This window comes from Candidatus Cardinium hertigii, assembly GCF_003176915.1.
GTDB lineage: Bacteria > Bacteroidota > Bacteroidia > Cytophagales > Amoebophilaceae > Cardinium > Cardinium hertigii_A.
Map to the genome: position 1 here is coordinate 56,745 of NZ_CP029619.1, position 12,441 is coordinate 69,185.

11 protein-coding genes are annotated in these 12,441 nt (G+C 37.5%); 8 read left to right on the forward strand and 3 right to left on the reverse strand.

Going from position 1 to position 12,441, the window contains the following annotated elements; genetic code table 11:
• The first annotated feature begins 35 nt into the window (after positions 1–35).
• Positions 36–1,055: an Rpn family recombination-promoting nuclease/putative transposase gene (locus tag DK880_RS00225; protein WP_109996850.1), complete on the forward strand. Its 1,020-nt coding sequence runs from the start codon at positions 36–38 to the stop codon at positions 1,053–1,055.
• 13 nt (positions 1,056–1,068) lie between these two features.
• Positions 1,069–1,887, forward strand: coding sequence for a hypothetical protein (locus tag DK880_RS00230; RefSeq protein WP_109996851.1), 819 nt, complete (start codon positions 1,069–1,071; stop codon positions 1,885–1,887).
• Between the two features lie 279 nt (positions 1,888–2,166).
• On the opposite strand, the gene DK880_RS05360 is transcribed toward DK880_RS00230, so the two are convergent.
• The gene (locus DK880_RS05360; RefSeq protein ID WP_204082266.1) at positions 2,167–2,307 is read right to left on the reverse strand and encodes a hypothetical protein; all 141 of its coding nucleotides are present in this window, start codon (positions 2,305–2,307) and stop codon (positions 2,167–2,169) included.
• Between the two features lie 187 nt (positions 2,308–2,494).
• Positions 2,495–3,121, reverse strand: a complete 627-nt coding sequence (locus tag DK880_RS00235) for a hypothetical protein (RefSeq protein ID WP_109996852.1) — start codon at positions 3,119–3,121, stop codon at positions 2,495–2,497.
• 130 nt (positions 3,122–3,251) lie between these two features.
• Between DK880_RS00235 and DK880_RS00240 the strand changes: the two genes are divergently transcribed.
• The 6 genes from DK880_RS00240 to DK880_RS00265 all read left to right on the forward strand — a co-directional run bounded on the left by DK880_RS00240 (position 3,252) and on the right by DK880_RS00265 (position 11,592).
• A complete protein-coding gene (locus DK880_RS00240; RefSeq protein WP_109996853.1) occupies positions 3,252–7,040 on the forward strand; it encodes a baseplate J/gp47 family protein in 3,789 nt (1,262 codons plus the stop codon).
• The gene (locus DK880_RS00245) at positions 7,024–7,755 is read left to right on the forward strand and encodes an adhesin (protein ID WP_109996854.1); all 732 of its coding nucleotides are present in this window, start codon (positions 7,024–7,026) and stop codon (positions 7,753–7,755) included. The genes DK880_RS00240 and DK880_RS00245 overlap by 17 nt, the downstream gene beginning before the upstream one ends.
• A gap of 184 nt (positions 7,756–7,939) precedes the next feature.
• The gene (locus tag DK880_RS00250) at positions 7,940–8,209 is read left to right on the forward strand and encodes a type B 50S ribosomal protein L31 (RefSeq protein ID WP_109996855.1); all 270 of its coding nucleotides are present in this window, start codon (positions 7,940–7,942) and stop codon (positions 8,207–8,209) included.
• A gap of 162 nt (positions 8,210–8,371) precedes the next feature.
• Positions 8,372–9,622, forward strand: a complete 1,251-nt coding sequence (locus DK880_RS00255; RefSeq protein ID WP_109996856.1) for a putative sugar nucleotidyl transferase — start codon at positions 8,372–8,374, stop codon at positions 9,620–9,622.
• On the forward strand, positions 9,600–10,748 hold the full coding sequence (locus tag DK880_RS00260) for a DNA polymerase III subunit (RefSeq protein ID WP_109996857.1): 1,149 nt from the start codon (positions 9,600–9,602) through the stop codon (positions 10,746–10,748). Before DK880_RS00255 ends, DK880_RS00260 begins: the two co-directional genes overlap by 23 nt.
• 43 nt (positions 10,749–10,791) lie before the next feature.
• A complete protein-coding gene (locus tag DK880_RS00265) occupies positions 10,792–11,592 on the forward strand; it encodes an alpha/beta hydrolase family protein (protein ID WP_162534046.1) in 801 nt (266 codons plus the stop codon).
• 495 nt (positions 11,593–12,087) lie between these two features.
• Here DK880_RS00265 and DK880_RS00270 read toward each other — a convergent pair whose 3' ends face one another.
• A complete protein-coding gene (locus DK880_RS00270) occupies positions 12,088–12,438 on the reverse strand; it encodes an Lrp/AsnC family transcriptional regulator (RefSeq protein ID WP_109996859.1) in 351 nt (116 codons plus the stop codon).
• Between the last annotated feature and the right edge of the window lie 3 nt (positions 12,439–12,441).

Below are 12,441 nucleotides of genomic sequence, written 5' to 3' on the forward strand. Positions count from 1 at the left end.
TTTGTACCCTGTTTGCGTTTAAACCATAAGGCACTATGACCCACCATCTAAAGCATGATGCGTTAATCAAGAAGATCTTAACGGATCAACTAGCTGCACAAGAATTCCTAGAACACTATTTACCAGCTGACTTTAAAGCACTTGTTGATTTAAGTCAAATCACCATAGAAAAAGAATCTTTTGTTGAAGATAACCTTAAAAGAAAACTAACCGATCTTATTTATTCTGTTAAAACCAAAAATCAGGAAAAAGCTTTTGTCTATGTTTTAATTGAGGCACAAGTTATACCAGATCATTGGATGGCATTACGGCTATGGAAATACATGCTTTTATTATGCGAACGAAATAGGAAAAATAAAGATAGGTTGCCCTTACTATGTCCCATTGTAATTTATCATGGCTCTAGAACATACCATGCACCTAGGAATTTATGGCAATTGTTTAGCAATCCCGAACAAGCCAAAAAATTAATGGCTGAAGATTATCAGCTCATTGATTTACAGAGCATGTCAGATGATGCCATTTTAAAGAAAAGACAGTTGGCTATGTTTGAATATTTACTCAAACACATCCATCAACGCGATATATTAAAATTATGGTCAGAATTATTTACAAAGTGCAAACATGTCCTCTTAGTAGATAAAGAAAAAGATTATATTTGTATAAAGGCTTTGTTATGGTATAGTGATGCGAAGTTACCAGAAGAAAAGCAGGCGGCATTAGAACGGATCCTTTCGGATCATTTATCTAAGGAAGAAACAGCTACGATTATGAGAACGATTGCACAAAAATACATCGAGGAAGGCAGACAAAAGGGAATAATGCAAGGCCTGGAGAAGGGTATGATGCAAGGTATGGAGAAAGGCATGGAAAAGGGCATGGAAAAGGGCATGGAGCAAGGGATAATACAAGGCATGGAACAGGGCATGGTGCAAGGCATGATGCAAGGTAAAATAGAAATAGCGAAAGCCATGCTAGCAAATGGTGCTGAGATCTCCTTTATTGAGAAAATTACTGGACTTAATACGGCTTTTATTGATTCACTGCAAGCCTAATTGCTTTATTTATATGAAAAGAATATTTTTATTTTTCTTGTTCTATGTTACGTGTATTTATGCTCATGCGTATCAGGAAACGCATGTTAAAGAACGCTCATTTAGTGCTGGGATAACTATTGGCTTAGGGCCAGCTTCTATCCATGGCCTGGGGAATCCTTACTTTGATATCGATCAATTAAAGCAAAAACGAAAGAGTTCTGGTAACCATTCTTCTCTTATAGAGGGGGGAGGGCTTACCAGTGGGGAAGTAGGGAGTGTTGGTTGTGCACTTTGTGGTGGAGTCTATTTTGCTTATGCTTTTTCAAATTATATCAGTGGAGAAATTCAAATGAATTACATATCTAAGTCTATACTTATGACTTATAAAGGGAATACTTTTTTTTCGATGAGATTGTATGCTATACCATCCATTTACTTATATAGTAAGGGTTTATCTTTTCCACTGCTTGGTTCTTTTTATCCATTTGGTAACCAGAAAGGTTTGAAGTTATTTGCAGGTATTGCGCTTGATTTTCCTACTTTATGTAAAAGGTTTATGCAATATGGTATGGCAAAAGAGTGGTATGAGGGGAAAGAAGTGGCATATACTGCATTTAAAAAGCAATTACGCAATTGGGATATGGCTATGGTAATAGGTATAGGTTATGAATGGTGTGCTGGATGGATATTGGATATAAGATACAATAGGGGATTTTTGGGTTTATTAAAAGAAAATTATCTGGCAGATAAACTGTTTAAGGATAGTGATATAACTGGTATAAAAAATATTAAAAATCGTTATACTACTTTTACAATTGGCTACAACATACTACGGTTGTTTAAAGTATAATTATGGTTTTTTTGTACGGCATAAACTTTATAAGAAATTCATCCACAGCATAATATATCTCAACTAATTTTTCTACATTCCTAATTGGCTCTTTTGATAATTTGGTTCGTGTTCCCATCTCCAAATTTAAAATGTAAAGAAGCTTTTTTAACTCATTTTTTTATTTTCTAATCCAAAACTAACGTTAATAATATTCGTGTTTTACCCAAGTAGGGTGTTTATTTATCAGCTTATTACACAATTTTGATATATAAATATAAAATGCTTGGTTTCATAGCATTATATATTGTAGCACCAGCGTTTGGTGATTTGATTCTGTAAATCCCAGGCACTACGGTCTTGTATCCCTATCCAGCCGGTATGGGGGCGTTTAGGAAGCAGATAATGTAAGGCAAACAAACTCAATGCGCTTATAATCATTGAAATGATAACGTGATTAACGGATACAACTTACTTTTGATACAAAATAAAATACGTTGCTACGATTATGTTCAAACCCATGACTAGTAACACAGCAAGGGATCTGGGTCTAAATCCCAAGCAAGCTAGCCATAAAAGGAACTGAAACAGCTGGTTCATAAAGGCAGATCACTTTGTACATTAATTGTTATGGGAGTTTTTTCTGCTCAAAGGATTTACTAGAAGAAAGTTTACCGGCTGCATAGCCCACTCCTATAGCTATGGAAACCAACAAAAGATCTTTTTCTAATTCTAGAAATAATAATAATACCTGTTTTTTTTGAAAAACTATTAAAAACAAATCCAAGTAGCAGAGCAAATAAAACGAAGTAACGATCACCCAAGAGGGTGCAATAGGTTGTTCTGCTTTGATTTTTTTCATCCAAAAGTAAGCCAGCACGAGTGCACCCAATGACAAAGCCAGCAATAAAAAAGAAAAAATGGGGTACAACAAAAGATTGGCCAATGCATTGTAACAGAGGGCTAATCCACTTAATACATTGCAAATAATGCCCCCTGTAGTGGCATCTTTTTTAAGTATTTCTTCTAAAGAATCAGTAGAATCACCCTTGTTTTCAGCAGGAACCTCTTTTTTTGAAGCAGTCTGTTCCGTAGGTTGATCCCCTTTTGTTGGAGTAGCTTGGCACAACAGTCCACTTCCATAAGCCAATAGAACAGTAAATAGGCTGCGTTGCAGAGCGCTAGCTAGGTAATGTCCTTTCCAGTTTCTTGCGACAAATAAACTAATAGTAAACAAATAAAATCTCAGTTCCATAAACTTTACGTTTGATCACTTTTTTATAAACAGTTTTTACGTTAGATTAAAGGCATAGCAGTCATTGCTTATGATTACATAACCCTTTACTTAATATCTTAATTTTTAGAAAAAGATCATAATATATTGTATGAATATTCAAAAAAAGTTTAACATTTTATTTAACCGAACAGGTACTTGTCAAGCGGAACGACTCCTTCCTGAATTAATAGAAAACGATTTATTGATTAGCGATAAAAAATTAAGTGATTATCTAAGGTTTATTTATCTATATAGCGATCTTTTAGTTTACTACGATACCAATAATCAACCCATGCAGGCAAATGTCTGGCGCAAATTCCTAGAACAGGATGATACGGTGATGTGTGCTTTAATTTTACATACCAATATTGATCGGATAAAAGGGCGCATACAAAAAAAAATTTCTTTATTGAGAAGCAATTCCACCTCTATGGTAGACCACAAGCAGTGGATCCCTATTCTAGAGACCGCACGAGATCTTGTTATACTATTGAATTATTGGCATAAAAATTTACCTAACGAAGATATTGTTCGTGTTAAGTTAGATACAGTCGTACACGAAGTATTAAACAACCATATTAGTATCTTGTATAAGCTGCTCCATTATAGTGGAAAAAATCATGGTAGACAGCCTTTTATAGATTTTTGTCTATTTCTAGAAGAACACTGTGCCCATACTTCCTTATGGAAATTAAATAGAGCCCTTATTTACAATGAAGCAGGGGAAGTCCATCCAGATGATAGCCAAGTTATTGATAGCATGGATGATTTTTTTGATGCTTCTTTTAATACGGTATATCAGCTCAAAGAACTTGCTTCTAATAATTATCTCCATACCCTGCAATTGCAAAACAAGGAACCCCATGTAGCGCTTTTAATAGCTTTTTTACAGCTGCTTCAATATGCAGACGCGCATTTAAACCACCTACCCCAACGGTTTTTGGTTCATTACTATAGGCACATACTCAAATTCAATAACAATCCTGCTACGCCAGATCAAGCTTACTTACACTTTTTATTGAACCCTAATTATGAATTTGCTTTCATACCAGAAGGGAGCCGTTTGATTGCCAAGAATCCGCTAAATGACGAACAAATTTTATTTGAGATCAAGAGAAATATAACCATTCATAGAGCTAAAATTAAGCAGATTAGCAGCTTATTCCCTAAGCAAAGGTCTGATAAATCAGCGCATACAGCCATAGAGCTAGCTGCTATTACTTATGCCAATGAGCAATTAAAGAAATTGCCTTTTCAATTATTTCCTGTATTACAAAACGAAGAATCGGAAAAACCCCATTATCAGGTAGCTACCTTGCTTGCTTCTCCTCTGTTTTATCTTGCTGAAGGCCTACGCTCCATTCAGCTGAAATGGAAATTTACAGCTGAATCTTTTCAAGCGTTCTTGGGTAAGCATACCGATAAAGATAGCGCTATTTACTTAGCAAGGTTAAGTAGTATACTTCATAGTTCGGCATCCATACAAGTTACCACCAAAATGGGATGGTTTGGAATAGCAGCGGAAGCCGTTACCCTGCAATGGATAGAAGAAGCCTATTGCCTCCATATGGTTGTTGCTTTAGGTCAAGAAGTGCCTGCTATAAGCAAACTACCAGCTGAGTACCGAGGTTCCCTATTCAACCCTGCTATGCCTGCTTTAGCCATTGTTATACCTGCTGGGGTATCCATTACAGACTTATCCCTGTTTAATGCATTACTACTCGAAAGAATAGATATAAAAGTATGTGTGCAGAATTATCGGGGGCTTATACTTCAGAATCAACTGGGTATCATTGATAATAGCCAAATAATCGAACCTTTTGGTCCTTTACCTAAAATAGATAGTAGTTTTTATATAGGGAGTGGAGAAATCTTTGCTAAGCCTATAACTTCCTTAAAGATAGACATCAAATGGGAGAATATTCCTAATACAGAAGACGGCTTTAAGCATTATTATGATGGTTATCCCACTAAGGTAAATAACGAAGATTTTAAGGTAAATATTTCCTACTTAAACCATCAACATTGGAACCCAACTCCTGCCTCTAATAGGCAACATATACCCCTTTTTCAGGTAACAAAATGCAGTAGGGGGATAGAGCGTTTAGATAGCTATAGAAACATACGTACCATTGATATCGCTCCATTAAACATTACAAAAGCCCAGGAGCCATTAGACTTATTCACGTATAATCCTAAAACTATAGCTGGTTTTTTAAAATTACAATTAAGTGGGCCAGCGCAAGCTTTTGGTCATGCTATTTATCCTAGTTTATTAAATAAGGTATTGGTACACAACGCACAACAAAAAAAAGCTTCGGGATCCCTGCTTGTATTAAATGAACCCTATACCCCCCGTATTAAAGCTATTACAGTTGATTATGAAGCTGAGGAAACCATTGCATGCACCCCATCATCTGGAGAAGTAACGGAGCAGCATGGCAATAGTTTTTTTCATATTTCTTCTTTTGGTTATGTAAAGGTACTACCTAGCAATGGAGATACCGCTCCTACCTTGCTCCCTTTGATAGAAAAGGAACAGACCTCTATTGCTTTTGGTATAGCAGATTTAAACAGTACGAGCTGTTCCATGCATATAGCTATGGGAGAAGAGCCACTTGGTCTAGATCAAGCCATTCAGCCACCCAGCTGGTTTTATTTAAGCAGCAATCGTTGGTTGCCCTTAAAGGAAGCTATCGTAGTAGATGGCACCAATGGATGTAGCCAATCTGGTATCATTGTTTTTGATTTAGGAAAATTAGTTCGTCCTGCTACGAAAGATAACACCCTTATGCCAGCTGGGTTAATTTGGATTAAGGCACAATTTTCAGAGGAACCAGCACGTTTAACACCTATAATGGCTGTTTACCTGCAAGCCGTCGCTGCCTCAAGGGTAATGGATAAGCAGGGTGTATTTGCTGCGCCCATACTGCCGCCCCATAGCATCCTACAGCTTCAGCATCCTATAGAAGGCATTGATGCTGTTACGCAGCCTATTCAAACCTTTGGGGGGCGTCAATTTGAAAACCATCAAGCTTTTTATAGACGGGTCAGCGAACGATTGCGGCATAAAAATAGAGCCATATCCGCATGGGACTACGAGCATATGATTCTAGAAAAGTTCCCAGCAATCTACCGTGTGAAGTGTTTGAATCATACCTTAAGACATGCCAACAGCATGGTGCAACCTGGTTGTATAACCTTTGTGGTTATTGCGAAAAGAAAACATGGCGCCATAGGTATGTTTCCTAAAGCCAATAGACAGCTGCTTACGGAGATTAAAACCTACCTACAAAGCATCACTACACCCTTTGTACAATGTGCCGTAGTTAATCCAATGTATGAAGATATTAAAGTAAATGTTACCGTTAAATTTAATACTGGTTATGAAAAAGGTTTATTTTTAAATTTGCTGCAGAAAGATTTAAGACAATTTCTTTCCCCCTGGTTATTTGATCCATCAGCTGATATGCTGTTGGGGGGAGATATGCCTGCTTCCAAAATTATAGATTTCATTAACAGTCGCTCTTATATAGAAGGCATAGGAAATTTTTCTATATTTAAATACGTAGGGAGTGGTGCAGATTTAAAGTTAGATAAAATCAGCAATTACGATAGTTACCTACGGCCTAGTTATCCATGGTCTATTATGATTTCTGCAAAGAATCATAACATAGAATCTGTAGACACATTTGATAGTACGGCGCAATTGCGTCATGGCAGTGTAGGCGACATGGCTATTGGGGAGGATTTCATAATAGGTCCATTTGATAATACCAACACGCAGCTAGAAGAAAGCGGCGCATATCAAGATTTAGATATACTGATACCAAGTCTTGAGGAGCATTATTTAGTAACCCAAAAACATATTCGAACTGATCATGGCTATTACGAATAGAGAGGAATTAAAGAAAAATTTTGAGAAAGGAGCTATTCCTACGCAGAATGATTTTGAGGATTTAATAGATTCCATGTTCCATAAGCAGGATGATGGGCTTGTCTCACCGGATAACGGTTTAAGCCTATCTCCCAAAGGGGATTCTTCTAAGCTCATAACATTTTTCAATAGTTTAAATGATTTTAAGCCTACTTGGAGTATCGAGCCTTATCCAAAAAACAGTTCAGCATTTGGCCTTAATCTTACAGATAAAAATGGAGAAAGCAAGTTTTTCATACAATCCAATGGCTATATTGGTTTAGGGACGCTTAATCCATCAGAAAGACTAACGGTTCAAGGGAATATCAATATGCATGGTCGGAGGGGCAACTATGCTTCCGGTAAAGTAGCTGGGGACGGGCAATGGCATGATATTACACCTGCCTTAAATGCTTGCCATGCTTTTGAGGTAATAGCTAAGATTGGGAAGGAGGGGTGTGGGGTACATGCCCTAACGCATGCCATTGCATTGAGTACTTTTGGACGCTCTAGTAATAAAATTCAAAAAATAAGAGCTTATTATGGAAGCTTCAGAAATAGAATTGATGTACGCTGGAAGGGTAGCACATTTAATTATACATTACAAATCAGATCTATGCGTGATTATGGGGAGGGAAGTATGCTTCAGTATTATGTAACCAACTTATGGTGGGAGGAAGAAGCAACAGAAATGTAAACCCTACGTAATGTGCTTTTCTGTGGGGTTATTAAAAAATTTTCAAATAGAAACAAGCAAAAAAGGGAAGATTTTTTTAACTTTGAGAGCAGGGTAAGAGGTAATAATATGTAGGAACAGAAAATTTTATACCTTGTATTAAGGTGTTTCATTTGAAGTTTAAGTTAATTAAAGAGTTGATTGTATGAAAAAAGGAATTCATCCCCTCTATAGGCCTGTTGTTTTTTTAGACACTTCCAGTGGTGCTAAATTTATAACGCGTTCTACCATATCTACCTCAGAATCAATTGAATGGGAGGATAAAAAAACCTATCCTTTGTATAAGGTAGAGGTAAGTTGTGTATCGCATCCTTTTTATACGGGCAAGAAGATTTTTGTGGATACGGCGGGTAGAATTGAACGTTTTAATCAGAAGTATAAAAAGAAAACGTCATCCACCTCTAGCAACACATAATAGTAGGTTGGCCCAATAGAATAGATTTGGCTGAGGCTAGTCGAAAAGGAACAAATAATGTAGGGGAGGGGCGTGTTATTAATTTTCTTATTACCTAGTGAGTAAGGGTTGTTCAGCAAATAGGAGATTGGTAAGGGTGCTATTTGTAAATAGAACATAATTATGATGAGAAAAATAGTATTATTTGATCTACCAGAGGATCGCCTTACCTTAAGGCCGTTTTCTTTTACGCGTCCGCTCTCTGCAATTAGAGTGGGCATGCTGTCTATAGCGGAAAAATGGCAGCATTATTTTCCAGGATCCTATACCTATTTGACTTGTTCCACTTTGCATGTTAAGTACACGCCTGTTGTTTCAACGGATGCTTACTATATCAATGGGGTTCTTTGTCCTGATTCCGTATTAGCAGAGGCTATTGCGAGATTGAACTACAATGAAGTGTTATTGTCAGAGGAAGGGGGGCTCATTGCTTTTCGTGGAAATGGGTTTACTAGCGCACAGAGTAATTTATTAGAGCGCATTACGGATAAAAAGCTAAGTCGTACTATCTTCTTTGGAGAGCTCACGCAGATAAAACACACATGGGATATATTTTTGTGCAATGCCCAAGAAATAGAACGGGATTGGGCATGGTATACCAAAGGTCGTGTAAGCAAGCCCATTGTAGATCCGCATACTATAGTTTACAATGAAAAAGATATTTTTATAGAAGAAGGGCTTGCTATACATGCCGCTTGTTTAAATGCGGAGCAGGGGCCTATTTACATTGGTAAAAACGTCTCTATAGCGGAGGGGGCTGTATTAAGGGGCCCCTTGGCTATTTGTAATGATGTTCAAGTGCAACCCCATACCTATATATATGGGGGATCAACCATAGGTCCTTTTTCCTCTATAGGTGGGGAGGTAAGCAATAGTATATTATTGGGCTATAATGATAAGCCCTACCAAGGTTTTATAGGGCACACGGTAATAGGTGAATGGGGCAGACTGGCAGCAGGGAGTAGTTTAGCACGTACGTTCTTTAATGGGGAGCCCATTGTTACCTGGGATTTTACTAAGGAAGCAGCCTGTGAGGAGAAGAGCCTCTCTACTTGTGGGTTCTTTGTGGGGGATTACAGTCAGTTTGGAGGCAACGCAACGATAGAGCCAGGTAGTGTAATAGGTGTAGCTGCCCATTTAGCAGCAAACCAATTAGCTATGCCCTATGTTCCTTCTTTTACTTATAGTGGTACAAATGGTAAGCTAAGGAGTATTTCCTTGGTAGAAACTTTAGAGCGGCTTAGTAAGCTCATGTCCTACAAGCATCAGGTTTTCTTAAAAGAGGATAAGGCTATTGTAGCTGAGCTATTTAAAACGACCGCAATCCATAGGACAAAAGCTATGATGGATCATGCTATTTTCAGAGATACCTGAGCATAACGAGTTTAAAAATGCCTTAATAAGGCATGTAGCGCTAGGTAGGGTAGGACATGCTTATCTCCTGGTAGGCCCTCCAGGTTCTGCTAACCTTACGTTGGCATGGGCGTTTGCTACCTATTTAAATTGTACGTTTCCTATAGAAGGGGATGCCTGTGGAAATTGTTCTTCTTGCAAGAGCATGGCGCAATGGGCACATCCCGATTTGCAGTTGCTATTCCCTAAAAAAGCTACTGGAACGCAAACAGAAGCAGAAGCACAAACAATCTTCAAAAATTATTTGCGGCAGCATCCCTTCTTAACGTTAGAGGAATGGTTGGCTGTCCTAGAGCAGGGATCGGGGCAAATCACCAAGCAGGATATCCATGCTATTACCCAACGAATCGCTATACAAGCTTTTATAGGACCCTATAAGATTATATGTATATGGTTACCAGAATGTTTAAATAACGCAGCTGCCAATGCTTTATTGAAAACCTTAGAGGAACCGCCTGCACGCACTGTTTTCTTATTAGTGAGTTGTGCTAGTGAAAAGATAATACCAACCATTAGATCCCGTAGCCAGCAATACTATATTCCTCCCTTTTCGAAGGAAGCTATTGAGCAGCTGCTTCGGAAGCAGTACACTGCGTTAGACGCGCATAGGTATGGTGCAATAGCTTTTTTAGCGGAGGGGGATGCCAGTAAAGCTTTTCAATTGGCTGAGCAAGCTGCCCCGGCGCATTTTGATGATTTCAGTAGCTGGATGCGCCATTGTTACAGCGGCAATTTTACAAAACTGATCAAGCAATCTGAATCTTTTCATAAGCTACCCATAAAGGAACAAAAAGATTTTTTAAGGTATGCCTTACAGCTATTAAGAATGACTATATTAGGGAAATGTAATCCTACTGTATCTGATACAACTTTAGCTGATGAGTCTACATTTAGTAAAAACTTTGGGTTACATGTAACCGTATCCCAATTACACCTGATTATCCATTTATTAAACCAGGCCTATGCTCATTTAGAAAGATATGCCCACGCTAAAATGATGTTTGCGAACCTATCTATTCAGATAGCAACCTTGCTTAAGGCTAAACAATTGTCTATCTTAGGCCATGCTCTTAGTAAAAACAAATAAATACCTACATTTTTATTACAAGAAATCTAAACTAAATAAGAAAATGGGTTACATAAAAAAAATTGTCTTGTATTGCTTACAGTTAGTTATTATTATTATACAAGCAGCTGATTGTAATTGTAAGCGTAGCGATTATGCTGAAATAGCTAGTAAAACAAAATCAGCGAAGCAGTTAGTAGTATGCCTACATAGAGCAGGAAGCAATGGAGATGCATTAATCAATAGTAGCATCCTTCTTATGCATCATAAACTACCGGACTGCCATTTTATGGCACCACATGGGACAGAATTTTTTATTGGTTGCCAGTGTTGTTTTCCTAGTCCGGATCCACGTGAATGGTTTAATTCAATGCCTTTAAGAAAGGAGGTAGAGTTAAGAAAGGAGGTATGTTCCGAAATAGAGGATCAGGGTCGTACTATAGCTATAGTGCAGCCATTATTAGCAAAAAATGCGCCCCTGCTTATCAATACCATCAAGCAAAAACAAAGAGCGTTGCAGCTTACGAATAAGGATACGATTATAGTGGGTTTTTTTGAGGGGGCTACAATGGGGATCTATCTAACTTTAATGCAAGAGGAGCCGTTTTTAGCTACTATAGCTCTCCCCTCTATGGAACTAATACCACCTTCCTCTTGTAAAAATACCCAGACACCTATTTCCTTAATTTATAAGAAGGATGATACAATTGCAGAAAAAGGGACGGATACTGCTATAGCGTATTTAAAAAAATACAATGTACCATGTAATCGCTATATCTTACCAAACAAGCGGGATCGTAAGTCAAACAACGATGAACAACAGAAGATGATTATAGATTGTATCCGTAAAGCTTCTAAGGCTTAGCTGTGATATTACAGCTAGCAATTTTAATTTTGTAAGCAATAGCTGACTAGCTCTATATGCTTGGTTATGTAGCAATTTAGTAGTTTAGCTAGCTTAATTTCTTATCTTAAGCCGTATTTCTGGCGCCTGTAAGATTAAATCTTGACTTCTACACGGGATTCCTATTTTGAAAATAACCAATAGCATTAACGGTAAAGTTTTTACGTGGCATCACCCTAAAGATATGTTGATCATTGCGTTGATGTACTTCAACAGTTGCTTCCGTAATATTGAGTTTTTTGCATCACATGTTAGCCCTATAAGTACTTTTTTATGGCATGAATCATATTGAATGCTATATTTTGTACCCTAATAAAAAGCGGGTTATATCTAAAAATATTTTCTAGATGTTATATATATATTAGCATATTAGCAAAAACATATTACGACTTATACAATCAAACAAAGATGCTGGATCTTTACTAATCCTATGCGTCATTCTTCTTGTGGTATGCATTACGCCAAGCGCAATGGTTTGTTCTTTAGTAGTTGCGTAACTGTTAGTGTTTGCATGCGGGCCACCTCCTCAAGCATATATAACTTTGCTACTACCTCATTTTGGTAGGTGAGCATATCCTTGGTTTGTACCATTACAATAAAATCAAATATACCTATTACTTGATAGCAGGTTGTAATAGCTGCTATTTTATTGATAGCAGCCTGAAACAATTTAACAGCCGTACCTGTCATTTTTTGTAGCGTTATACCCACCATAACGGTTGTATCCAACCCTAGTTGGGCATAATCTATTTGTGCATAATAGTGGGTGATAACTTTATATTGTTCTAACGTCTTTACCCGTTCCAATGT